Here is a 21686-nt window from a genome sequence, read left to right on the forward strand (position 1 = left end):
GCGAAGGCCAGCCGGGACCGGAACTCCGATACGGTACGGGCGATGGTCGGCTTCTTCCTCAGCTGTCACCGCGACGACGACAGCTTCGTGGCGCGGTTGATCGACGACGCGCTGACCGCCCGATTCGGCAGCGCGAGCGTCTTTCACCCCGAGGCCGAGGCCGAGGCCGACGCCGGCCGCTTGCGCCGCCTGGCGAAGTCCACGGCGATGATCGCCGTGATCGGATCGCGGTGGCGTGCCAGCGTGGACGGGCCGGCGGGTGATCCCTCGGACGCCGTCGGCCAGGAGGTGGAGACCGCCTTCGCGCTGGACGTCCCGGTCGTTGGCGTGCTGGTGGACGACGCGGAGCAGCCGACCGAGGCAGACCTGCCCCCCGCCCTGCGGCCACTCGGCGACGCGCGGTTCTGGCGGGTCCGCCTGCCGAGCGCCTATTCGGACAACCGTCGGCTCGTCGACGACCTCGCCACCATCTTGGTGACGGACACCGCCGCCGCCGGCCGGTCGGTGCCGGTGCTGCTCGACGATGCGCCGGTGCGGCTGGCCATGCCGCCGCCCGCACCCGGGGCGGCAGTCGTCTACTCGACCCGTACGGGCGATTTGGAGGTCGCCGAGGCTGCCACGCCGAGGCTGTGGTCACCCGGCGACGTCGCCAGGTATTCGACGCGGTACGAGGTGGACACCGACGAACACCGCGTCGTTCTCCACGTCCCGCTGCCGTCGAGGGACTTCGGGCGCCACTTCCGGGCGTCGATCGCCGCCGTGTTCCGGGTGACCGACCCGGCGCAGGTCGTCCGGCGTGCGGTGTCGGACGCGGTGCCCCCGGTCCGCGCCTTCCTGCTGGACACCTGCCGACCGATCACCCGGCAGTTCGGCGTCAGCGAGATCGGCGACGCCGCAGCCGCCGTCCGGGAACTGCTCGACTCCGACCTGCTCGCACCTGGCGGAATCACTCTCCGATCGGCGCGCACGCGGCTGGAGCCCGGCACCGGGGACACGGACAGGGGGGCCCGGTGGGAGCGAGCGAGTGTGGGCGCGTTCAGCCGGAGGGTGCATCGCTATCGCGGGCCGGGAGCCGGCCGGAGGCCCTCGACGGGCGCCTGGTCACGACCTGGGTCGGGTGTGGGCGTTCGGCCGCAGCCCACGCGGCTGCTGGTGGCACGCGCACCCAGTCAGGTGCCAGTGGGCCAGGACCTGAGTGTCGACGTCCGGCTCGTCACCAAGGGCCGGCGGGTGGGCCCGGGCGCCGTGACCGCCCAACTGACGAACCTCGTCGTCGCGGACGCCGGCACGCCGGTCACCGTGACCGTGCACGCGCCCGCCGGCCTGCACGCCGAAGGGCCGCTGCAACAGACCGTGCTGGTGCGGCCGGGCGAGGACCCGGCGCCGGTCCGGTTCGGCTTCGGCGCGCGTACCCCCGGGTTGCATCGCGTCGACGTGACGGCCTGGGCCGGCGGCACCTTCCTCGCCGAGGTGTCCGTCGAGGTCTCGGTAGCGACCGGCGGGCCGTTCCGGGACGGGCTGCCGAGGCGGGCGTCGTTGCCGGCCCCGCGGGCGCGGCCGGGCGAGGTCACCATGGAGGTACGGTTCGACGGCACCCGGTACACGTTCCAGCTGCGGTCCGACGCGGGGGCGCTGTTCGCCCCGGTCGTCGAGTCGGTCACGAACACGCCGAACGCGGCGGTGGAGAACGCCATCCGGGAGTTGCAGCAACTGGCCCGGGGTGGCTCCCGCTACAGCGCGGCGATGACCCGCCAGCTCATCCGGTCCGCCGGCATCCAACTGTGGTCGGAGCTGGTGCCCGGCGAGATCCAGGACCAGTTCTGGCAGGTCGGCGCCACCATGAGCGCCTTCACGATCGCCACCGACTACGACGTGGTGCCGTGGGAGTTGCTCTATCCGCTCAGCGCCGAACGGGACGCCGGTTTCCTCGTCGAGCAGGTCCCGGTGGTACGCCGCACCTATGGGCAGCACGCGACCTCGAAGATCGGCCTGGGCAACCCACGCTTCGTGGTCCCGGCGAAGGCTCCCACCGGGGCGCACGAGGAGGTCGCGGCCATCCGGGCGATCCTCGGCGCGGCTGACGGCGATCCGATCACCAGGGCGGACGAGCTGCTCGACCTGATCAATTCCGGGTCGCTGGGGGCGACCCACTTCGCCTGCCACAACACGTTCTCGGCGGACGGTTCGTCCATCGACCTGGACGGCGGGCCGTTCCGGCCGGCCCTGCTCGCCGAGGCGAGCATCCGCAAACCGCTGCGGGGCGCCGTTCCGCTGGTCTTCATCAACGCGTGCCGCAGTGCGGGCGTGGCACCGACGTACACCCGGATGCTCGGCTGGGCGCAGCAGTTCATGGCCTCCGGTGCCGGCGCGTTCGTCGGCACGCTCTGGGCGGTGCGCTCGGAGAGCTCGGCCCGCTTCGCGACCGCGTTCTACCAGTCCCTCGCCGAGGGCGCGACGCTCGGCGCGGCGGCCCTCGCCGCGCGGACCGAGCAGCAGGACGACCCCCTCGATCCGACGTGGCTGGCCTACGCCGTCTACGGCGACCCGTTCGCGACCGCCGCCTGACCGGCCGGCGACCCCACTCACGCAACAGGCAGGTGCGGCAATGGACGTGATCGACTACAGCGTGCCCGTCGAGGAACTGGTGTCGGCGGTGAAGAACGCGGTGAAACAGGCCGGCATCTCCACCACCGACGCGGACCGGGACCTGCGGGTCGCGTCGGTCCAACTGGTCCTGAGCGCCGTCGCCACCACGAAGCTGGGCGGTGGCCTGGACTTCCGCGTGCCGGTCATCGGCTGGAAGGTCAAGGTCGGCGGCAGCCGCTCCCGGCAGAGGACTCACACGATCGACATCACCCTCGTCGCCGAGGACCTCCACGGCCGGCACGAGCTGCGTGACACCACCGTCGAGGAGACCCTCGTCGAGGCGATCACCACGGTCCGTGCGGCGGTCACCGCCGGCACCGACGGTGACGACCCGCTGGTGCTCAAGACCGGCACGGTGGAACTCGTCTTCGGCGTCACCGACCAGGGCACGATCTCGGTCGGCGCGGAGGGCGAACTGACCGACGAGGTCACCAACACCCTGCGGATCGAGCTCGTCCCGGGGTCCTGACGCCGACGACTCCGCGTGCTCAGGCCGGGACCAGGACCGCCTCGCGGAGCAGCCGGCGCGCCAGGGTGACCCGGTCGGCGTCATCGGGCAGCCCCGGCAGGTCACCGACCCGGGTGACCGTTGCGGTGAGCAGGGCCCGTGCCGCCGGCTCGCAGTCGACGGGCAGCGTGATGGTGCGGTCGAACAGGCGAAGCGCCACGCTGTCCTGCCCGTGCGGCACGAGCTGCCAGCGCAGACCCGGGCGCGGGACGAGCCGGGAGTCGGCGTCCAGCGCGTCCAGCGCGGCGGCCTGAGCGAGCGGGCGGATCGGCGCCGGCCGGGCGGCCGGCCAGGCGCGCTGGCGGAGCCGCGCCGCGACGGCCCCGGGGTCAGCGCGTAGCAGCCAGTCGCGCAGCGCCTCCACCGTCTCGGTCAGCTCCGGCTCGATGGCTTCCGGGTCGGCGACGTCGGTGCCGAACGGCAGACTCGCCCGCAGCCGCTGGTCCTCGGCGGCCAGCGCGAGCAGCTCCTCGACCAGGGCGTAACGGGTGAGCGCGCGGACGCCCACGGTCAGGTGCAGCGAGCTGGCCTCCTGCGCCTGGGCGCTGTGCAGCCACCCGCGCGGCAGGTAGAGGGCGTCGCCGGGGGCGAGCACCACGTCCAGCGCGGCGGCGCCCTGCGCGGTGGCGCCGACCTCGTCGGCACGGCCACCCCAGGGCTGCTTCTCCAGCGGGTCGGTCAGCACCGGGGGGTGGATCCGCCAGTGCTTGCGGCCGTCGACCTGGAGCACGAACACGTCATGGGTGTCGTAGTGGGTGGCGAAACCCTGACTGCCCGCCGGCGTGAGGTAGGCGTTGATCTGTAGTGGCTGGTTCAGCGCGAGGCCCAGATCACGGGCGAAGTCGACGAGCGGCGGCCAGATCCGGTGCAGACCCTGCAACACCAGGGTGGCGCCGGAGGCGTACTGCTCAAGGACCCGCTCGTCGAGCACCTGGTCGCCGATCTCGGCGCCGGCGCCGCCGCCGCCGGTGAAGCGGGCCGCCGCGACGAGCTGGCCGTCCTTGGCGACGCGCAGGAAAGGGGCACGCAGACCGCGCCGGCTGAGCAGCTCGTCGGCGTCGGCGGGGCTGAGCAGGTCGGTGAAGCCCGCCGGGTCGGGCAGCTCGGCGGCGCGGGACAGCAGCGGAGTATGGCCCCAGTGGGCGGCGGCGAACTTCGCCGGCTCCACCGAGACGCAACGCGCCAGCGCCGCGGCGGCGCTGGCGGACGAAACCGCCGGGCGGCTGTGGCCGCCCGGCGGGTCGAGGTGTGTCACGACGGCACCGTTACCGGGCGCTGCCGTCAGCGCCACCGTCCTGCTGGCCAGGGGTCGCGCCACCGTCAGCGGGGCCCTCGGCGCTGCCGTCGGCCCCACCGTCGTGCTGACCGGGCGTCGCTCCACCGTCGGCCGGGCCCTCCGCGCTGCCGTCGGCGCCACCATCGTGCTGACCGGGCGTCGCTCCACCGTCAGCGGGGCCCTCGGCGCTGCCGTCGGCGCCACCATCGTGCTGACCGGGCGTCGCCCCACCGTCGGCCGGGCCCTCCGCGCCGCCGCCACCGGTGGTCTGCATGTCGTCATCGTTGAGTGCCATGGGAACTCCCTCGGATGTGCCGCCCCGCCATACGCCGGGGTTCGTCGTGCAGCGGGTGGTACCCCACACGCGATCTTCTCTAACCCACACCGTAGACGCCGAACCGGCACGACACGGGCGGTTCGGCGACGGTGGGGAGGCGGACACGGCTGAGTCCGCCCGACGGTCGTCGGGCGGACTCCCGGTGTCACGGCAGCATCATCGCGAGGTCCTTGGGCATGGTGTCCTTCACGTCCTGCCATTCGCCCTGGGTGACGTGCCGGCGCAGGGTGTCCAGCACCACCTGCGTCACCCGCTCGGCGCCGCCCTGGACGTCGTACGGGAAGCCCTGGCGGACCTCGTAGAGGAAGTCGTCCCGGTTGAGCTTGATCGGGACGTCCGACGGGTTCCAGCCGTCGAAGTAGATGCCCCGCACCAGCACCGGCAACTGCTGGGCGAACTCGACGCTCTCGTTCACCGGCAGCCGGTCCCGCAGCAGGTGCAGCACCGTGCGCAGCGCCGCGTACGACTGGTTGCGCCGCTCCTTGGGCCACCCGTAGGCGGACTCGATGTCCTTGAGGATCAGGTTCGTCTTGTCCAGCGAGGACTCGAACGCCGAGATCATCGTGTCAGCCATCGGTCGTCCCCCGTTCCGTAATGTCCCACCGTCGGTCGTCGGCGCGGCGCGGCGGCCCCGCCGGGCCACGGCGGGCCCGCACCGGGCTGCCCTGCGGGGCGCGCCGGGGTTTGTCGGCCGTGCCGACCACGTGCAGGACGGCGCCACGCCGTCGATCCGTCACCACTCGAACCGTCATCCCGTCACCTCCGTGTCGTCCGGCGTCGGCCGCCACCGGCGACCCCACGCACGCGTCCACCGTGCCGGTCGAGCGGGTGAGCCCGCCCCACCCGGATCGGGTGAGTTGGGCGCTCAGGCGGTGTCGAGGAGCCCGGCGAGGGTCTTCGCGTTGGTCTGCGCGTAGTCGCGGTAGCAGTTATTGAGGAGCACGTGGGTCTGCCCGGCCTCGTCGGCCAACTCCCGCAGCTTCGGCGCCCAGTCGGCCAACTCCCGTTTCGAGTAGTGGTAGCCGAACTTCTCGTGGATGTCCTTGCTGGTCCACTTGTCGCTGTGGCCGTGAAAGCGCATCACCGCGAGGTCACCGGTCACCGCCAGCACCGGGGGCACCGACGACCGGTGGCCCTGCGGCATGTCCACGCACACGTACGGCAGTCGGTGCTCACGCAGGAAGGCCAGCGTCTCGTCGGCGTTGTCGCCGTCGAACCAGGAGGCGTGCCGGAACTCGTAGACCGGCCGCAGCGGCGCGCAGCGCCTCGCCACCTCCAGCAGGTACTGCTTGTTGGCCCGCTTGATGGTGAACCAGGGCGGGAACTGGAACAGCAGCGCGCCCAGTTTGGCCGCCTCGACCAGCGGGTCCAGCGCGGACAGAAAGCGCGTCCACACCTCCTCGTACGACTGCGCGGGCAGGTCGTCGGGGTAGACGTTGCGCTTGTCGGTGTCCGGCCGCAGGTCCTTGTAGAGCGCGCTGACCCGGGTGGGGTGCCCGGTGAGCAGGCTGAACGCCTTGATGTTGAACGTGAAGCCGGCCGGGGTGCGCTCGGCCCACAGCCGCGCGGTCGCCTCGGCGGGCGGCGAGTAGTAGGTGGCGTCCACTTCGACCAGCGGGAACTGCCGGGCGTAGTAGACCAGCCGCTTCTCCGGGGTGTCCGCGGTCTGCGGGTACCAGCCGGAGTCCAGCAGGGTGCGGTCGGTCCAGGACGCGGTGCCCACGAGGATGTCACCCATGGGTTGAGTCCACCGCGTCGCGGACCGACCGGCAACCGCTGGCGTCGCTCAGGCCGCCCTCCGCTCGCGGGTCTGCTTGCACGTCACGCAGGTGGTGGCGGACGGGAAGATCTCCAGCCGTTCCACCGGGATCGCCGCCGAGCAGCCCTCACACCAGCCGTACGTGCCCTCGGCGAGTCGACCGAGCGCGTGCTCGTACTGGGCACGTCGGTCCAGGATGGTCCGCAGCAAGGACTGGGCGGTGTCCCGCTCGGCCGTCTTGGTGCCGCTGTCGGCCTGGTCGTCGCCAGCGGTGTCACCGACCTCCACCAGCCGCAGCACCTGACTCTGGAGCACGGCCTGCTCGTACTCCGCGGTCAGTTCGTCGTGGCGTGCCTGCAGGGAGAGCCGGATCTGGTCGATCTCCGTCTGGGAACGGCCCGTACCGACCGTGTCGTGGACGAGCATCGCTGCCTGCCTTTCCTGGGCCTGGTGGCTCAAGGTGAACCGGGTGCCGGCGGCGTCGGGCCCCGGTTACGGTCGCATCTGGTGCGCGGGTGGTCACCCGCGCGCTGTGAGCCGGGCGAGTACCCGCCTGACGTGTCGCGCAAACCGGCGAATTCGCGCCCTGTTCAGCCGTCGGTGCCGGAATCCACGAGGGCGGGGTGCCGGGGGTCGTCGGCCCGTACCACCACGTCGGCGAAGCTGGCGGGGACAACCTCCTCGGCGTACCGGTCGAAGGCCGGCAGGGTCCACTCCTGGGCCTGTTCGGTGCGTCGGCGCAGCGCCGCCGGCGACAGCTGAAGGTGGACGGTCACGTCGAAGGGCAGGCCACCACCGAGCAGCAGCGCGCCGCTGACCAGGACCACCCCGCCGGGCGGCAGGTCGACGTAGTGGGCGCGGCTGGCCCGGTCGGCGTCGGCGTCCCACAGCGACGGGAGCAGCCGACCGTCGCCGCCGGGGCCGGCCGGGTCGAGCACTTCCCGGCGCAGACCCGCCTCGTCGACCCAGCCTTCGTAGTAGGCGTCCGGGTTGGTCCGGCCGAGTTCGAATCGCAGCGAGGCAGGCCGGAGGAAGTCGGTGGCGCGGACGCGCAGCACCGGGCGACCCCGGGCGCGCAGCGGGTCCACGAGAGCGGCGGCCAGCTCGTCCGGCCCGGCGGCGGGTGCGCCGTCGACCGCCACGCGCAGCCGGGCGGGCTCGACGGCGGTCGCGGCGTCGGCGAGGCGGTCGGTCAGCTCGGTGACGAGCAGGTCGGGCGAGATGGGGCGGATGCGCACCGGACCATCCTGCCCCGCGCGGCGGGGGCGGGTGGCGGCGGTCAGCCGGCGCGGTCGATGGTGACCCGGGCGTCGTCGGCCAGCCGGTAGCCCACGCCGTAGACGGTGGTGACCAGGGGGACGTCCACGCCGACATTGCCGCGCAGCCGGCGAACGTGCACGTCGACGGTGCGGACGCCGGCGTGCTCGTAGCCCCAGACGGCGTTGAGCAGTTGCAGCCGGGTGAAGACCCGCCGGGGGTGGGCGACCAGGTGCAGCAGGAGGTCGAACTCGAGCCGGGTCAGCGGCAGTGGTTCGTCATCGCGCAGCACCGAGCGGGACGAGGCGAGGATGTGCAGGGCGGGCATGGTCGGGGTGAGCGCTCGGGCCGGCGCCCGGTTGGCGGGCACCGCGTCGGCGCGGCGCTCCGCCGGGACGGCGCCGATGATCACGCCCTCGCCCTGCTCCAGCATCTCGCGGGCCGCCTCGAGCAGTCGCCGGGCCGGTGGTGTCAGCGACTCCTCGCTGGCCAGCGGGATGGACAGCGTCACGGTGAGCATGGGCACGGCGGTGTTCGCCGGGCGGCGCTGGCCGCCGGGGGGTCGACCGGGCACCGCGGGTTGGGACGTATGCCATCCGGCGCGCGACGAGGCGGGGCTGACCGACATGGTCCTCCTTGGGCTGGTCCGGGTATCTCCCCACGGCCCGGGACGCCGCTTCATCGATGCTTCCCGGCGCCTGGGCGAGGGTCAAGAGGCGGCTGCGTTGCAGGAATGTGACAATTGACGAACACATCGCAGCCAGACGCTCGCTCTGCGTGCGAAGCACGATGATTACAGCAGAGCCACCGAGATGCCCCGATACGGGGGTCCCCGTCCTGTTCAGCGGGCCCTGTCAGCCGCCGTCCGGGAGACCGTCCGACCGCTGGTCAACGGCTGTGGTCCACGCTGATCCGCGCCTCGTCGGTCAGCCGGTAGCCCACCCCGTAGACGGTGGTGACCACCTCCGAGCCGTCCAGCTTGGCGCGCAGGCGGCGCACGTGCACGTCCACCGTCCGGACGACCGCGTGCTCGTAACCCCAGACGTTCGACAGCAACTGCAGGCGGGTGAAGACCCGGCGCGGGTGTTCGGCCAGGAACAGCAGCAGGTCGTACTCGATGCGGGTCAGCGCGACCATCCGGTCGCCGCGGCGGACCGCCCGCGAGCCGGCCAGGATGTACACGTGGTCCGCGTCGGTGGCAGCAGCGGCGGGCGGCTCGGCGACCGCGGGTCGCGGCCCCGGCACGACGACGGCCGCGGCGTCGTCGGCGGCGCTCAGCTGCCCCTCGCCGGACTCGGCCAGCTCACCGAGCAACTGCACCAGCCGGGCCAGCCGGGGGCTCAGCGGCCCGGGGGCGAGGTCGAGGGTGATGGTCAGGGTCGGGCCGGTGCGCTGGCGGCTCGGGCGGGCCACCGGGTGGGGACGCGTGGGGATGGCGACGACGGACATGGTGCCTCCTGAGATGGCGGTACGCCCGCCACGCCCGGTGCGGCGTGACGGTCAGCGGCGCGCCCAACCGGCGGTGACCGGGGACGCGAGGGGGGATGCGCGGTGCAGCGGGGTCGGGCCGAGGGCCGGCAGGCCGGCGATCCGCCAGGCGGCGAAGCCACCGTCGACGTCGGTGGCGCGGTGCAGGCCGATGTCCTGCAACGCGGCGGCGGCCAGCGACGAGGTGTAGCCCTCCTGACAGATGATCACCACGGGCACGTCGTAGTCGACGGCCTCGGGCAGTCGGGCCGGGCAGCGCGGGTCGAAGCGCCACTCCAGCACGTTGCGTTCAACCACGAGCGAGCCCGGCACGACGCCGTGCGCGGCCCGCTGGGCGGCCGGCCGGATGTCGACCAGCAGCGCGCCGGCCCGGTACGCCAGGTGCGCCCGCTCCGGGTCGAGCCGGTCGAGCCGGGCTCGCGCGGCGGCCAGGATCTCGTCGATGCCTCGGGAGCCCGCGGGCGGCACGGGTGCCGGACAGTGCTCGGCGATGACCTGCATTATCGGTTCCTTTCCGGTGACAGGGGTGATTCGCTGCGGACGGTCGCTCACCAGGACCGGCCGGCCTCGGCGACCTCGGCGGCCCGCAGGCGCCCGTCGCGGAGGTCGTAGCGGGTCATCCGGCGCAGCGCCGGCCGGTAGACGTGCACGCTGACCGCCGGCGTGGCACCCCGGTTGGTGACGACGTGCACGTGCCGGGGGCCGAAGCGGCGACCGGAGCCGGCGGGCAGCAGGCGGGGGCGCAGACGACCCCCGCTGACCGTCTCCTCGGTGAGCGCTCCGGCGACCACTCGGAACGCGCCCGCCGAGCCGCCGTGGTCGTGCAGGTCGGTGCCCTGGCCGGGCAGCCAGCTCAGCGCCCACACCTCGTGGTCGGCGCCGGTGGCCAGCCGGGCGTACCACCGCTCGGCGGCGTCGAACCGCAGTGCGACAGGCCAACTGGTCGGGTCGGCCCAGCCTGCGGCGACGGCGAGCAGGTCATTGTGCGTACGGTCGTGGATCATCGGTGTTTCCTCGCGGGTCGTTCGGCGGGGTGCCTCCGTACTCTAGCCGTCAAACCCTATAGGTTTAGTAGGTAATTCCAGATGCCGGGACGACCTCCCCGTTGGTCGACCGATCAGCGCAGGACCGGCGGGTCCACCCGGTAGCCGGGCACCGACGGCCACCGCACGGTCAGCACCGTCGAGGCCCGCTCGGCGTACCAGGAATGATCCACTCCCCGGCCCCACACCACGTAGTCACCCGGCGCGGCCAACCGCACCGTCCGGTCCGGCAACTCCACCCGAAAACACCCCTGCACGAGTACGAGCAGCGTGGTCCGGCGCTCGCCGGTCGCCCACCGCGAGCGGGCCTCCCCCGGCCGGTGCACGCCCCACTTCACCTCGACGTCGGTGCTGTGCCGGACCTCCCCCGGCGGCGCGAAGTGCCCCAGCAGCCAGCCCGCGTTGCCGGCGCCGTCGACACCCGCGTTGCCCACGTAGACCGTCTCACCCATCGGACCCTCCCCAGCGTGCCGGCCGAGCAACCTATCAGGACGCCGACGGATAGCCTGGACCGGTGACCGACGACCTTGACGCCGAGACGCTCGCGTTCGCGCACCGCATGTTCGACCTGGCCCGGGCCGGCTCCACCGACGAGCTGGCCGCCCAGGTCGACGCCGGCCTGCCGGTCAACCTGACCAACGACAAGGGCGACACCCTGCTGATCCTGGCCGCCTACCACGCCCACCCGGACACGGTGGCCGCCCTGCTGGCCCGGGGCGCGGACCACACCCGCACCAACGACCGGGGGCAGACCGCGCTGGCCGCCGCGGTCTTCCGCAGCAGCGCCGACGCGGTCCGCGCGCTGCTCGCCGCCGGGGCCGACCCGGCGCACGGCAACCCGTCGGCGGCCGAGACCGCACAGTTCTTCGACCTGCCGGAGATGGTGGAGCTGCTGCGAGCGGGCTGACGCCGACCCCGGTGGGCCGGTATACAAAAGCGGTGGAAGGACCCCTGCCCGAACAGATGCGCGCCGCCGGCACCTCGTTGCTGGCCGCGCTCGATCCCCCGGCCCGCGCCGCCGCCAGCTACCCGTTCGACGACGAGGATGCCCGTCGCTGGCTGGAGTACCGGCCACGCCCCCGCCCCGGCGTCAGCCTCGCCGACCTGGACATCGCCGGGCGCAAGGCCGCGCACCGGCTGCTGGCCACCGCGCTCAGCCCCTCGGCGTACGCGCAGGCGATGGCGATCATCGCGCTGGAGGAGGTCCTCGACCGGGCCGAAGGGTGGCGGCGCGGGCGGCACAGCGGCGACTACTGGGTGGCCGTCTTCGGTGATCCGGCCCGCGACGACCGGTGGGCGTGGCGACTGGAGGGGCACCACCTGTCGGTGACCATGACCCTCGTGGACGACCAGGTCTCCCCCGCCCCGATCTTCTTCGGCGCCAACCCGGCCACGGTCCGCTACGCCGGGCACCCCGTCTCCCGGCCGCTCGGCGTCGAGGAGGACCTGGCCCGCGCCCTGCTCGACGCGCTCGGGCCGGCCGGTCGGGCCGCCGCGATCATCGCCGACGAGGCTCCGGCCGACATCATCAGCGCCACCCGCGCCCGGGTCGACAGCCCGATCGAGCCACTCGGCGTACCGGCCGACCGGCTCGGCCCGACCGGCCGCGCGCTGCTCGACCAGGTGGTCGCCCTCTACCTGGACCGGCTGCCGCCCGAGCTGGCCGTCCAGGAGGCGGCCCGCCTCGACACCGGCCAACTGCACTTCGCCTGGGCCGGCCCGACCCGGCCGGGCCAGCGACACTACTACCGGGTGCAGGGCGACGACCTGCTGATCGAGTACGACAACACCAGCGACGACGGCAACCACGCGCACACCGTGCTCCGTCGCCCGGCCAGCGACTTCGGCACCGACGTCCTAGCCACCCACCACCAAACCCACCACCACTAACGCCCTCCCCACCCCGCCCCACCCCCACCCCGCCCCGCCCCGCCCCGCCGCGTCGATCATGGGGTTATGGTGGGCGAACTATCCCTGTACGCGACCTTTGCGGGGCACCACAACTCCATGATCGACGAACGCGCTGCCATGATCGACTCCGTCGCGTGGCGCTTTCCCGGCACTCGGTTGCGGCCTCTCACGTATCGGGACGGGAGTGACGATCGACTCGACATCGCCGATGTGGGGGTGTCCTGGTTGCGGGATACCACGACATCGCCGATCTCGTGTTGATCTCGGCTCGCCGGTGCTGCCGCTCGCTCCGGTGGCACCCCCATGAGGCGCTGTTCCGCCCCAGTTACCGGGCCGCGCCATGACTTCGGCGTCGGGGCGCCGTGGGCACCCGCAGCGGCGGTGTCTCCGCGCTCGGGAGTCAGGGGCGGGTGGCCTCGATGAGGAAGCGTTCGGCGTGGGCCACGAAGGGGCCCTCGGTGGTGATGCGGCGGTGCAGGGCCAGCAAATCGGGGCGGTAGCCCTCGACGGTGAAGTTGGGCACCGTCCAGATCACCTTGCGCAGGAACCAGACCACCGCACCGATGTCGGAGAAGACCGCGCGCAGCGTGGCCCGGCGCAGGTCGACCACCCGCAGCCCGGCTGCCTGGGCGCCGGCTACCGCCTGCTCGGGATGCCGCCACTTCGGCGGCGGCAGCGGCCCGAGGATCGCCTCGCTCAGCTCCCGCATCGTGCCCGGCCCGATCTGCTGGGACAGGTACGTCCCGCCCGGGCGCAGCACCCGGGCCGTCTCCGCCCAGTCCGTACGCACCGGGTGCCGGCTCACCACCAGGTCGAAGGATCCGTCGCGGAACGGCAGGGCCGACTCCGGGGCGACCGCCACCACCGTCGCGCCGACCCGGCGCAGGACCCGCCGGGCGACCTCGACATTCGGCGGCCAGCCCTCGGTGGCCACCAGCACCTTCGGCGGGTGCGGAACCTCGGCGAGCACCTCGCCGCCGCCGGTGTCCACGTCCAGCGCGGCGTCGGCGCGGGCCATCAGGTCGGCGACCAGCCGCGCATACCCCCAGGGTGGACGCTCCTCAGTAGCCCGGCCGGCGAGCCAGTCGAAACCCCAGCCGTCGACCGGCACGGCGGCCGCCTCGGCGATCAGCTCGTCGACGTCGCGTTCAGCGTTCATGACGGTCAGCGTCGCCGGCAGCCGCATCGCCCGCAAGCCATTTGCCGCCGACCCGGCGGCCTTGACGCGGCCGGGTCGGGGCCGCTGGCCCGGCCTTGCGCCGCCCTCGTCGGGCGGCCAGTCGGGCGGGCCACCCGTCGAACGAGTCGGGCGGCCAGTCGGGCGGGCCACCCGTCGAACGAGTCGGGCGGCCAGTCGGGCGGGCCACCCGTCGACCGGGTCGGGCCGACCGTCTGACCCGCGCGGGGAGCTTGTTCGCGGTGATCTGGTCAGGGGCGGGGGCGGACGATCTCGACGGTGGAGCCGGCGAGCGCGTCGAAGGTGCCGGCTTCGGCCCGGCCGGCCTCGAACTGCCGCATGAGTCGTGCGCCCAGGTGCACGCCGACCCCGCCGATGGCCAGCGCGACCAGTTCGGCGATCAGGATCGGGACGGACGCGCCGCGCTGTGGGGACTGCGCCCGGACCAGGCAGGCGACCAGGAACATGCCGGCCATCGCCGCGTTCGTCAGGTTGAAGGCGATCGCGGTCCGGCGGGTACGGTCACCCGGCACGTCCCACAGGTCGACCATGCCGGCCACCACGGTCAGCGCGGCGGCGAACAGGGCGGCGACGCCCGTCCAGTAGCCGACCTCGCCGAGGAACGCCGGCCCTCCGAGGACGTCGGTGAGGTCGAAGACGGTGGCGCTGACGAAGAGCCCCAGCGGGAACGTCACCAGCATCGGTTGGATGGGGTGCCCCTGCACCCGCAGCCGGCTCTGCATCGGTCCTCCCCAGGTTGGTGCAGCTCACGAGTTCAGAGTGCTACCCGGGTCCGCTCGGGGTGAAACGATTCCGCCCGACTCGCCGCCGACGGGGAGAACAGGCACGCCTGCCGACCGTCCAGAACGGACCGACTCGACTTCCTGGAAACCGGCGTGTCCGGGTGGCCCGGACACCCCGACGTCACGGAAGCCGAGTCGATCAAACGCGACGGTCAGCTCTCGCGGGGGCGGGAAACCGTCCGGACGAGACGTTCCGCCACCTGGCGCAGCGGGATGTCCAGCGACGAGGCGGCGGCGCGCAGCACGCCGAGCGCCTCGGCCGGCGGACAGCCGCGCTGCGTCATGATCACGCCGACGGCCTGCCCCACGACCCCGTCGACCAGGAGCGTGGCATCGCGCTCGTCGGCGAGCACCTGCCGCCGGCCCCGGTCGCGTACGGCGGCCAGCAGCAGGCCGGCGTGTTCGGCGAGCAGCATCGCGGTCAGTTGGTGCTGCGGGGTGAGCACGTCCGGCGTGCCCGCGTACAGGTTGATCGCCCCGATCACCTGCTCGTCGATGTCGACCGGCGCGGAGATCACGCCACGGACCCCGAGGTCGCGGGCACGCGCCGTCCAGACCGGCCAGCGTGGCTCGCCGGCCAGGTCGACGGCGAGGATCATCTCGCGGCGCTGGATGGCGCTCATCGCCGGCGAGTCGGGCCCGTGCCGCAGGTCGTCGAGGCCGGCCAGCCGTTCGTCGGAGGCGGCCACCCCGGCCGGTTCGCCCGCGCGCAGCGCGGTGAAACCACACCAGCGGACCCCGGACACCGCGTCCCGGGTGATCCGGACCAGCGCCAGCAACGCCTCATCGAAATCGGTCAGCGCGATCAGGCCGGCGGTCAACTCCCGCAGCAGTGCGGCAGTCTCCAACACACCGAGCCGTTCGACGACCGGTTCCCGCGTGTCCAGGTTCACCGGCGCGCTGCCCTCGTGCGCCCTCGCATGCGTCCCGCCGACGTCGTCACGTGTGCCATCGTCTGCTCTCTTCCGAGTTGACCGACCCGCCCTACTACCCTCGCAAACCGGGATCGAAACGGCGAACCGGGGGTCTCCGCGACACGCGAGCGCGTGGCGGAGGCCCCCGGAGGCCGTTGTCAGGGCGTGGCAGGGACCGACCGGCGCCTCAGCGAGAGGCGCCGCTGAGCCGCCGGCCGACCGAGGCGATCAGCCGGTCCAGCTCGGAGCCGAACGGGTTGTCGTGCACCAGGTACGTCCAGGTGGCGGTCGGCCGGACCAGGGTGCTCTCCTCGGGCTCCCAATCCTCGTCGAATTCGGTCTCGTCGAAGGTGGCGAGGGTGCGGGCCTCGATCTCCGGGACGAGGTTGTTGAACGCCGGCACCGCCGCCCGGTGGAACTCGTCGAGCGGGTCGAGCCGGCCCAGCGCACGCAGGTGCACGCCCTCGCGGACCTCGGACAGCTCGGCCAGGTGCTCGGCCCAGAGCCGGTCCAGGTGGTAGAGGGCGATCGACCGGGCCGCCCGGGCGAGCAGGTCCTCGTCCATCTCGCCGGCCTTCTCGGGCATCTTGTCTAGCAGCATCAGCGCGGCGACGTCGCTGGTGAGCAGCCGCTCCCGGCGCTCGGCGAGGGCAGTGCGCTGCTGCTCGATGACCACGCTGTAGCGCCAGGTGTTGCGGTGGATCTCGTGGTTGACGCCCTCGGCGACCCGCTGGGCGTGCTCGACTGCGTACTCCACCTGATCGTCGGTGACCAGGCCGTCCGCGTTCATGCGCGGCGACGCCGGCACCGAGTCGGCGGCGTGCCGGACGACCAGGTCGTCCTCCAGGCTCACGAAGAAGACCGAGCCGCCCGGGTCGCCCTGGCGGCCGGCGCGGCCACGCAGCTGGTCGTCGACGCGGCGGCTGTCGTGCCGGCCGCTGCCGATCACGTAGAGCCCGCCCAGCTCGGCCACCCGATCCTGGTCGGCCTGGTCGCTGCCGCCGAGCCGGATGTCGACGCCCCGGCCGGCCATCTGGGTCGAGACGGTCACCGCGCCGTACGCGCCGGCCTCGGCGATGATCGTCGCTTCCTCGTCGTCGTTCTTGGCGTTCAGCACCACGCAGGGCACCCCGGCCGCGTTGAGCCCGGCGGCCAGGCCCTCGGACTCCTTGACGTCCAGCGTGCCGACCAGCACCGGCCGCCCCTTGGCGTGCCAGCGCTGAATCTCGTCGATCAGCGCCTCGTCCTTCTCGGCCCGGGTGGCGTAGATCCGGTCCGGCTCGTCCTCCCGAACGCACGGGGTGTTCGACGGGATGACCGCGACCTCCAGGCCGAAGAACTCCCGCAGCTGGTCGCCGACCAGGACCGCGGTGGCGGTCATGCCGCACACCTTGGGGTAGAGCGCGATGTACGCCTGCACGGCGATCGTGCCGAGCACCTCGCCCTCGGCGGTGGCGTCCAGGCCCTCCTTGGCCTCGACCGCCGCCTGGAGCCCGTCGGGCCAGCGGCGGCGCTGGGCCACCCGGCCGCGCATCTCGTCGATCAGCTCGACCGAGCCGTCCCGGACGATGTAGTCCACGTCCCGGTGCAGCAGGGCGTACGCGTGCAGCGCCACGTTGACCGCGGAGAGCTGCGCGACGTGCTCCTCGTCGTACAGGTCGATGCCGAGCTTGGCCTCGACGGCGGCCAGGCCGGCGGTGGTGAACGCCACGCTGCGCCCGTCCTCGGCGACCGTGTAGTGCCGGTCCCTGCGCAGGCCACGCACCAGCGCGGCGGCGGCGTGCACCGGGTCCTGTTCGCCCGGCACCGCGCCGGCGAGGACCATCGGCACCCGGGCCTCGTCGATCAGGATCGAGTCGGCCTCGTCCACGATCGCGGTGGTCAGCTTCGGCTGCACCCGGTCGGCCACGTCGGTGACCAGCTGGTCGCGCAGGTAGTCGAAGCCGGCCTCGCTGACCGAGACGTAGGTGACGTCGCAGGAGTAGGCGTCGCGCCGCTCCTGCGGGGTGGACGCCTCGTTGACCCAGCCGACCGTCAGGCCGAGCAGGGTGTAGACGGGCTCCATCCACTGGGCGTCGCGGCGGGCCAGGTAGTCGTTGACGGTGAGCACGTGCACCGGCCCGTTGCCGAGCCGAACGTGCCCGTACGCGGCGATCGCGGCGGTCAGGGTCTTGCCCTCACCGGTGGCCATCTCGGCGACCTTGCCGGACAGCAGCGCCATCGCGCCGAGCAGCTGCACGTCGTACGGCCGCTGGTCGAGGCCCCGGCGGGCGGCCTCGCGGCCGACGGCGCAGATCTCCTCGTACCCGGCGGCGGCGCCGGCGGCCTCGGTCAGCTCGGCGTCGTCCAGCGCGGCGAGGTCGTCCTCGCGCGCTGTGATCGCCGGCAGCAGCTTCTCCAGCGGAGCAAGATCCACGGTGTGGCCGGGGCGCTGAAGGAACCGCCGGAACTTGCTCTTGAACCGTTGCGACACACCCATGAGCGGCAACGGTACGCGATTCGCGTCGCCTTCTGCGCCCGGCCGGTCGGACATCTGCCGGCATGTCGACGCCGAACGCCGGTGGATCAGCCGACCAGCAGCTGGTGGGCGGCCAACTCCCGGTAGAGCGGGTCGGTGGCGGTCAGCTCGTCGTGGGTGCCCACGGCCACCACCCGGCCGCCGTCGAGGACGACGATCTGGTCGGCGTCGACCACTGTGGCGAGCCGGTGCGCCACGATCAACAGGGTCCGGCGGACGGCCACCGCGTCGATGGCGCGGCGCAGCGCTGCCTCGTTGCGCGCGTCGAGGTTGCTGGTCGGCTCGTCGAGCAGCAGCACCGGCGGGCTGGCCAGCAGCGCCCGGCCGATGGCCAGCCGCTGTCGCTCGCCCCCGGAGAGCAGCACCCCGCCCTCGCCCACCTGCACGTCCAGGCCCTGCGGCGTGCGGTGGGCCAGGTGGCTCAGGTTGACCTCGTCGAGGACCTGGTGCAGCCGGTCGTCGGTGGCGTCCGGTGTGGTGATCAGCAGGTTCTCCCGCAGCGTGCCGGCGAGCACCGGGGCCTCCTGCTCGACGTAGCCGAGCCGGGCCCGCAGCACGTCGCGCGGCAGCTCCCGCACGTCGGTGCCGTCGATCCGGACGGCCCCGGCGCTCACCTCGTAGAAGCGCTCGACCAGGGCGAGCAGCGTCGACTTGCCGGCGCCGGAGGGGCCGACCAGGGCGGTACGGGTGCCGGCGGGCACCGCGAAGCTGACGTCGTGCAGCACCGCCTCGCCGCCCGGGTAGCCGAACCCCACCCGGTCGAACTCGATCATCGGGGCGGGTCGGCGCGGGGTCGCCGTGGCGCCTCCGGCCGCCGGCCGGTCCGCCGCGCCCTCCGCGGGCACGGCCAGGATCTCCTCGATCCGTTGCAGCGCGCCGAGGCCGCTCTGCAACTGGGTGTACGCGTTCAACACCTGGGCCAGCGGCAGGGCCAGGAAGAACAGGTACATGACGAAGGCGACCAGGTCCCCCACGGTGATCGCCCCGGCGGCCACCCGCGCCCCGCCGATGCCGAGCACCAGCAGGAACGCGCCCTGCACGGTGACCGTGCCGATCGGCCCGACCACCGCCTGCACCCGGGCCACCCGCAGCCCCGCCCCGTACGCCGCCCGGGCGCTGCCGGCGACGGTCTCCGTCTCCCGGGTCTCGGCCCGGCTGGCCCGGATCGTCCGGGCCGCCGAGATGGCCCGCTCCACCGCCGAGGTCATCTCGCCGACCCGTTCCTGGGCGGCACGGGCCAGCACCCGCACCCGGCGGGCGAAGGTGGCCGCGAAGCCCAGCCCCAGCCCCACCCCGAGCAGGGTGACGCCGAACAGCAGCGGGTCGAGCAGCACCATCGCGGTGCCGGCGCCGAGCACCATCACCGCCCCGGTGACCGTCTCGAACAGCCCGGAGGTGACCACCGCCCGCAACAGGGTCGTGTCCGAGCCGACCCGGGAGAGCAGGTCGCCGGTGCGCCGGCTGTCGTACTCGGTGATGGGCAGCCGCAGCAGATGCCCGGCCAGCCGTCGGCGGGTGCTCAGCACCAGCCCTTCGGCGGTGCGTTGCAGGAGGTAGTTGCGCAGCCCGCCGATCGCCGCGCTGAGCACCACCAGCACCACCAGCACCGCGACCAGCCGGGACACCCCCAGGCCGTCGGTGACCCGATCGAGCACCGACCGGGTGAGCAGCGGCTGGGCCAGTGACGCCGCCGCGCCGGCCAGCGACAGCGCGCCCACCACGACGAGGGTGCCGCGGTGTTCCCGCAGGTACGGCAGGAGGGCGGTCAGACCGACGGGCCGCTCCTTCGGGGTGCTCATGTCGGGAACGGTAGCCGGCCCGATCACCCGTTGAACGCGCTCCGGCGTCAGGTCACGCGGCCAGCACCACCTGTAGCTCCTGGCGGCGGCGCTCGGCCAGGTCGGTGAGCAGGGTGGGCGCCTCGTCGAACGGCACCACCGCCGAGACGAGGTGCTTACCGATCGCGTCCCCGTACGCCCGCAGCAAGTCGATGGTCTCGGCCGACAGCCGCTCCCGGTCCCAGGTGGGCGCGAGCCCGCGCGGGACCCGACCGATCTGGGCGCAGCGCAGCGCCAGCCCGTTGTGGTGGAACTCCTCGCCGAGCCGGACCGCGTCCGCGCCGCCCTGGTAGAAGGCGAGGTCGATCACGGTGCCCTGCGGGCGCAGCAGCCGCAGGGCGAGCTGCAACGCCCACGCCTGCCCCCGGCACTGGAACACCACGTCGGCGCCCCGGTCACCGGCGGTGTGCGCCCAGCGGGTCTTGAGCACCACCGCCGGGTCGTCCGCCTCCGGGTCGAGGGTTTCCAGGCCGAGCGCGTCGGCGACCTGGCGGCGCTGCCCGGTGGGGTCGAGCACCACCACCGAGGCGGCGCCGTGCCGCCGGGCCAGCAGGGCGGTGAGCAGGCCCACCACGCCGGCGCCGACCACGGCGACCCGCCGGCCGCGTACGCCGTCGCCGAGCGACCGGACGTCCGGGCCGTGCAGGTCGGAGGCGGCGTGCAGGAGGCCGTTGGCGCAGATCGGGCCCATGTGCGCGGCGTAGACGCCGAGCAGCGGGTCCAGGTCGTCGGGCAGCGCCACGAACCGTTCGGCGACCGGGTCGGCGAGCCAGCCGGTGCGGTGCCCGTACGTCATGGCACCGACCCGGCCCACCGCGACCGCCGGGGTGGCGGTCTCCACCACCCGGCCCACCTGCATGTAACCGAGCCGGGTCACCGGGTACGGGGTGCTCGGCTCGCCCGCCTGGAAGAGACCGAGGTCGGCGTTCCAGGTGACGTTGAGGTACGGGTTGGTGCCTTTGACGTAGCTCAACTCGGTGCCGGCGGAGACGCCGCTGAACAGCGTCTGGACGCGGAAGGTGCCCGGGCGCAGCGGCGGCGCCTCCTGCTCGACGATCTCCACCCGGCCGGGCGCGGTGACCGTGACGACCCGCTCACGCATCGACGGTCACCCCGCTGGTGAGCAGCGCCGGCGCGTCGGGCGCGGTGAGCCGCACCGTCGTGCCGGTACGCGCCGAGTCGGCCACCGCGAGGGCCAGCCGCTGGGTGCCCAGCGCCTCGGCGTACGGGACGCGGACGTCGTCGCCGACGCCGCGCACCGCGTCGACGAAGGCGCGGTCCACCGCCACCCGGGCGGCCTCCGGGTCGGCGGGCAGGTGCCGCTCGCCGTCGGCGTCCCGGATCGTCAGGCCGTCCTCGGTGAGCGAGAGGGCCAGCCCGTCGGCGAGGATCTCCAGCCCGGCCCGGTGCTTCCACCCCAGCACACAGGCGGCGCTGAGGGTGCCGACCGCGCCGTCGGCGAAGCGCAGCGCGGCGGTGGTCACCGAGTCGATGTCGGCGCCGTCGACCGGCGGCGGCGTGCCGTTGCCGTACGCGGTGACCTCGGTGACCTCGCCGGCCAGCACCCGGATCAGGTCCAGCACGTGCGCGGCCTGCTCGACGACCGGGCCCCCGGAGCGGTCCCGCACCGGCCACCAGGACACCGGCGGGACCTTGTCCAGCCAGACGCCGCTGACCATCCGCACCGGGCGGCCGGCGAGCAGCTCGCGGGCCTGGTCGAGCACGCCCAGGTAGCGCCAGTGGTGCCCGACGGCCGTGCGCAGCCCCCGCCGGGCGACGAGGGCCGCGATGCGCTCGGCGGTGACCAGGTCGACGGCGACGGGCTTCTCCACGAACATCGGCACCCCGGCGTCGATCACCGCCTCCTCGGCGGGGCCGTGGGCGAACGGTGGCACGCAGACGTACACCGCGTCGGGGTCGGCGGCCAGCAGCGCGGCGACGTCGGCGTGGACCCGCCCGCCGTACCGCGCGACCAGCGCCGAGGCGGCCTCCGGCGCCACGTCGGTCACCCCGACCAACTCGACGTCGTCGAACCCGGACAGCACCCGGGCATGGCGCTGCGCCACTCCCCCAGCGCCGATCAGACCCACCCGGCATTTCCGCATTCGACAAACCTCTTTCGAGAACGTTTCTCCTTCGATGGGAGCAGTCCCCTGGGGTGTGCGCAATCAAACGTTCATGCCCCGGGAACGCGACAATGTCACCGCTGTG

22 protein-coding genes are annotated in these 21686 nt (G+C 73.4%); 4 read left to right on the forward strand and 18 right to left on the reverse strand.

The genetic code is table 11. The features are described 5' to 3' along the window. Window positions 1-42: 42 nt before the first annotated feature. Together ABZ780_RS21120 and ABZ780_RS21125 are read left to right on the forward strand one after the other, a co-directional pair. A complete protein-coding gene (locus ABZ780_RS21120) occupies window positions 43-2565 on the forward strand; it encodes a CHAT domain-containing protein (protein ID WP_357487104.1) in 2523 nt (840 codons plus the stop codon). A 40-nt stretch (window positions 2566-2605) separates the two neighbouring features. Next, the gene (locus tag ABZ780_RS21125) at window positions 2606-3115 is read left to right on the forward strand and encodes a trypco2 family protein (protein WP_357487105.1); all 510 of its coding nucleotides are present in this window, start codon (window positions 2606-2608) and stop codon (window positions 3113-3115) included. A gap of 19 nt (window positions 3116-3134) precedes the next feature. Here the strand turns inward: ABZ780_RS21125 and ABZ780_RS21130 are convergent, their stop codons facing one another. The 11 genes from ABZ780_RS21130 to ABZ780_RS21180 form a co-directional block, all read right to left on the reverse strand. Next, window positions 3135-4409: a cupin domain-containing protein gene (locus ABZ780_RS21130; RefSeq protein WP_357487107.1), complete on the reverse strand. Its 1275-nt coding sequence runs from the start codon at window positions 4407-4409 to the stop codon at window positions 3135-3137. A gap of 10 nt (window positions 4410-4419) precedes the next feature. Next, window positions 4420-4725 (reverse strand): hypothetical protein, encoded by a 306-nt coding sequence (locus ABZ780_RS21135; protein WP_357001589.1) that lies wholly within the window; start codon window positions 4723-4725, stop codon window positions 4420-4422. Between the two features lie 187 nt (window positions 4726-4912). Then, window positions 4913-5341: a DUF2267 domain-containing protein gene (locus ABZ780_RS21140; RefSeq protein ID WP_357001592.1), complete on the reverse strand. Its 429-nt coding sequence runs from the start codon at window positions 5339-5341 to the stop codon at window positions 4913-4915. A gap of 291 nt (window positions 5342-5632) precedes the next feature. Beyond that, complete coding sequence (locus ABZ780_RS21145; RefSeq protein ID WP_357001595.1) at window positions 5633-6505, reverse strand: DUF72 domain-containing protein; 873 nt, start codon at window positions 6503-6505, stop codon at window positions 5633-5635. A gap of 48 nt (window positions 6506-6553) precedes the next feature. Beyond that, window positions 6554-6952 carry a TraR/DksA C4-type zinc finger protein gene (locus ABZ780_RS21150; protein ID WP_357001598.1) on the reverse strand — a complete coding sequence of 133 codons (399 nt, stop codon included), beginning with the start codon at window positions 6950-6952 and terminating at the stop codon, window positions 6554-6556. A gap of 164 nt (window positions 6953-7116) precedes the next feature. Beyond that, entirely contained in the window at window positions 7117-7764 is a 648-nt protein-coding gene (locus ABZ780_RS21155; protein WP_357001601.1) for a uridine kinase, read from the reverse strand. Between the two features lie 41 nt (window positions 7765-7805). Further along, window positions 7806-8411: a winged helix-turn-helix domain-containing protein gene (locus ABZ780_RS21160; protein WP_357487109.1), complete on the reverse strand. Its 606-nt coding sequence runs from the start codon at window positions 8409-8411 to the stop codon at window positions 7806-7808. Between the two features lie 260 nt (window positions 8412-8671). Continuing rightward, window positions 8672-9160 (reverse strand): winged helix-turn-helix domain-containing protein, encoded by a 489-nt coding sequence (locus ABZ780_RS21165; RefSeq protein ID WP_357002788.1) that lies wholly within the window; start codon window positions 9158-9160, stop codon window positions 8672-8674. Window positions 9161-9283: 123 nt separating this feature from the next. Continuing rightward, the gene (locus ABZ780_RS21170) at window positions 9284-9772 is read right to left on the reverse strand and encodes a rhodanese-like domain-containing protein (protein WP_357001606.1); all 489 of its coding nucleotides are present in this window, start codon (window positions 9770-9772) and stop codon (window positions 9284-9286) included. A 47-nt stretch (window positions 9773-9819) separates the two neighbouring features. Beyond that, entirely contained in the window at window positions 9820-10275 is a 456-nt protein-coding gene (locus ABZ780_RS21175; protein ID WP_357001609.1) for a cysteine dioxygenase family protein, read from the reverse strand. Between the two features lie 113 nt (window positions 10276-10388). Then, window positions 10389-10766: a signal peptidase I gene (locus tag ABZ780_RS21180; RefSeq protein WP_357001611.1), complete on the reverse strand. Its 378-nt coding sequence runs from the start codon at window positions 10764-10766 to the stop codon at window positions 10389-10391. Window positions 10767-10828: 62 nt separating this feature from the next. Between ABZ780_RS21180 and ABZ780_RS21185 the strand changes: the two genes are divergently transcribed. Both ABZ780_RS21185 and ABZ780_RS21190 read left to right on the forward strand, forming a co-directional pair. After that, window positions 10829-11221 carry an ankyrin repeat domain-containing protein gene (locus ABZ780_RS21185; RefSeq protein WP_357001614.1) on the forward strand — a complete coding sequence of 131 codons (393 nt, stop codon included), beginning with the start codon at window positions 10829-10831 and terminating at the stop codon, window positions 11219-11221. Window positions 11222-11253: 32 nt separating this feature from the next. Continuing rightward, window positions 11254-12204 carry a DUF3500 domain-containing protein gene (locus tag ABZ780_RS21190; RefSeq protein ID WP_357001616.1) on the forward strand — a complete coding sequence of 317 codons (951 nt, stop codon included), beginning with the start codon at window positions 11254-11256 and terminating at the stop codon, window positions 12202-12204. Window positions 12205-12625: 421 nt separating this feature from the next. On the opposite strand, the gene ABZ780_RS21195 is transcribed toward ABZ780_RS21190, so the two are convergent. The 7 genes from ABZ780_RS21195 to ABZ780_RS21225 all read right to left on the reverse strand — a co-directional run bounded on the left by ABZ780_RS21195 (window position 12626) and on the right by ABZ780_RS21225 (window position 21580). Then, window positions 12626-13384: a class I SAM-dependent methyltransferase gene (locus ABZ780_RS21195; protein ID WP_357001619.1), complete on the reverse strand. Its 759-nt coding sequence runs from the start codon at window positions 13382-13384 to the stop codon at window positions 12626-12628. Between the two features lie 269 nt (window positions 13385-13653). After that, window positions 13654-14145, reverse strand: a complete 492-nt coding sequence (locus tag ABZ780_RS21200; RefSeq protein WP_357001622.1) for a DUF2231 domain-containing protein — start codon at window positions 14143-14145, stop codon at window positions 13654-13656. A gap of 212 nt (window positions 14146-14357) precedes the next feature. Continuing rightward, on the reverse strand, window positions 14358-15098 hold the full coding sequence (locus ABZ780_RS21205; RefSeq protein ID WP_357001624.1) for a GAF and ANTAR domain-containing protein: 741 nt from the start codon (window positions 15096-15098) through the stop codon (window positions 14358-14360). Window positions 15099-15306: 208 nt separating this feature from the next. Then, window positions 15307-17598 (reverse strand): accessory Sec system translocase SecA2, encoded by a 2292-nt coding sequence (gene secA2 / locus ABZ780_RS21210; RefSeq protein ID WP_357001627.1) that lies wholly within the window; start codon window positions 17596-17598, stop codon window positions 15307-15309. Between the two features lie 86 nt (window positions 17599-17684). Next, window positions 17685-19436, reverse strand: a complete 1752-nt coding sequence (locus ABZ780_RS21215) for an ABC transporter ATP-binding protein (protein WP_357487111.1) — start codon at window positions 19434-19436, stop codon at window positions 17685-17687. A 52-nt stretch (window positions 19437-19488) separates the two neighbouring features. Further along, the gene (locus tag ABZ780_RS21220) at window positions 19489-20577 is read right to left on the reverse strand and encodes a zinc-binding alcohol dehydrogenase (RefSeq protein WP_357487113.1); all 1089 of its coding nucleotides are present in this window, start codon (window positions 20575-20577) and stop codon (window positions 19489-19491) included. Beyond that, a complete protein-coding gene (locus ABZ780_RS21225) occupies window positions 20570-21580 on the reverse strand; it encodes a Gfo/Idh/MocA family oxidoreductase (RefSeq protein WP_357487115.1) in 1011 nt (336 codons plus the stop codon). The genes ABZ780_RS21220 and ABZ780_RS21225 overlap by 8 nt, the downstream gene beginning before the upstream one ends. Window positions 21581-21686: the final 106 nt, after the last annotated feature.

The sequence above is a fragment of the Micromonospora sp. NPDC047467 genome (assembly GCF_040643095.1).
Lineage (GTDB): Bacteria > Actinomycetota > Actinomycetes > Mycobacteriales > Micromonosporaceae > Micromonospora.

What these genes read in the sequence shown, in the direction of transcription:
- ABZ780_RS21120 (WP_357487104.1), top strand. Translation starts at nt 43, where the DNA reads ATGGTCGGCTTCTTCCTCAGCTGTCACCGCGACGACGACAGCTTCGTG.
- ABZ780_RS21125 (WP_357487105.1), top strand. Translation starts at nt 2,606, where the DNA reads ATGGACGTGATCGACTACAGCGTGCCCGTCGAGGAACTGGTGTCGGCG.
- ABZ780_RS21135 (WP_357001589.1), bottom strand. Translation starts at nt 4,725, where the DNA reads ATGGCACTCAACGATGACGACATGCAGACCACCGGTGGCGGCGGCGCG.
- ABZ780_RS21140 (WP_357001592.1), bottom strand. Translation starts at nt 5,341, where the DNA reads ATGGCTGACACGATGATCTCGGCGTTCGAGTCCTCGCTGGACAAGACG.
- ABZ780_RS21145 (WP_357001595.1), bottom strand. Translation starts at nt 6,505, where the DNA reads ATGGGTGACATCCTCGTGGGCACCGCGTCCTGGACCGACCGCACCCTG.
- ABZ780_RS21150 (WP_357001598.1), bottom strand. Translation starts at nt 6,952, where the DNA reads ATGCTCGTCCACGACACGGTCGGTACGGGCCGTTCCCAGACGGAGATC.
- ABZ780_RS21160 (WP_357487109.1), bottom strand. Translation starts at nt 8,411, where the DNA reads ATGTCGGTCAGCCCCGCCTCGTCGCGCGCCGGATGGCATACGTCCCAA.
- ABZ780_RS21170 (WP_357001606.1), bottom strand. Translation starts at nt 9,772, where the DNA reads ATGCAGGTCATCGCCGAGCACTGTCCGGCACCCGTGCCGCCCGCGGGC.
- ABZ780_RS21175 (WP_357001609.1), bottom strand. Translation starts at nt 10,275, where the DNA reads ATGATCCACGACCGTACGCACAATGACCTGCTCGCCGTCGCCGCAGGC.
- ABZ780_RS21180 (WP_357001611.1), bottom strand. Translation starts at nt 10,766, where the DNA reads ATGGGTGAGACGGTCTACGTGGGCAACGCGGGTGTCGACGGCGCCGGC.
- ABZ780_RS21195 (WP_357001619.1), bottom strand. Translation starts at nt 13,384, where the DNA reads ATGAACGCTGAACGCGACGTCGACGAGCTGATCGCCGAGGCGGCCGCC.
- ABZ780_RS21200 (WP_357001622.1), bottom strand. Translation starts at nt 14,145, where the DNA reads ATGCAGAGCCGGCTGCGGGTGCAGGGGCACCCCATCCAACCGATGCTG.
- secA2 (WP_357001627.1), bottom strand. Translation starts at nt 17,598, where the DNA reads ATGGGTGTGTCGCAACGGTTCAAGAGCAAGTTCCGGCGGTTCCTTCAG.
- ABZ780_RS21215 (WP_357487111.1), bottom strand. Translation starts at nt 19,436, where the DNA reads ATGAGCACCCCGAAGGAGCGGCCCGTCGGTCTGACCGCCCTCCTGCCG.
- ABZ780_RS21220 (WP_357487113.1), bottom strand. Translation starts at nt 20,577, where the DNA reads ATGCGTGAGCGGGTCGTCACGGTCACCGCGCCCGGCCGGGTGGAGATC.
- ABZ780_RS21225 (WP_357487115.1), bottom strand. Translation starts at nt 21,580, where the DNA reads ATGCGGAAATGCCGGGTGGGTCTGATCGGCGCTGGGGGAGTGGCGCAG.